Source organism: Virgibacillus sp. 7505, from assembly GCF_002272135.1.
GTDB lineage: Bacteria > Bacillota > Bacilli > Bacillales > Amphibacillaceae > Terribacillus.
Window position 1 is genome coordinate 1 of sequence record NZ_NPBF01000348.1, and the last position, 229, is coordinate 229.

Annotated in this window: 1 pseudogene; it reads left to right on the forward strand. The window is 42.8% G+C overall.

The window, feature by feature from the left end:
• Nucleotides 1-229, forward strand: a pseudogene (locus CHH91_RS19275) (type I glyceraldehyde-3-phosphate dehydrogenase); the annotation flags it as partial.

Genomic DNA, 229 nt, shown 5'->3' on the forward strand with positions numbered 1-229 from the left:
GCTAAGGCCATATCGAAAGTGTTGCCGAATTTGGACGGCAAACTAACAGGAATGGCGCTCCGTGTGCCAACGCCAAATGTTTCGTTAGTTGATTTAGTTGTGAATTTAAAAACAGAAACTACTGCAGAAGCCATTAACAATGCCTTTTGGGAAGCTTCACAAGGGACGCTTAAAGGTATTTTAGGAATTACAGATGAACCCCTCGTTTCAATCGACTTTAATGGCGAGG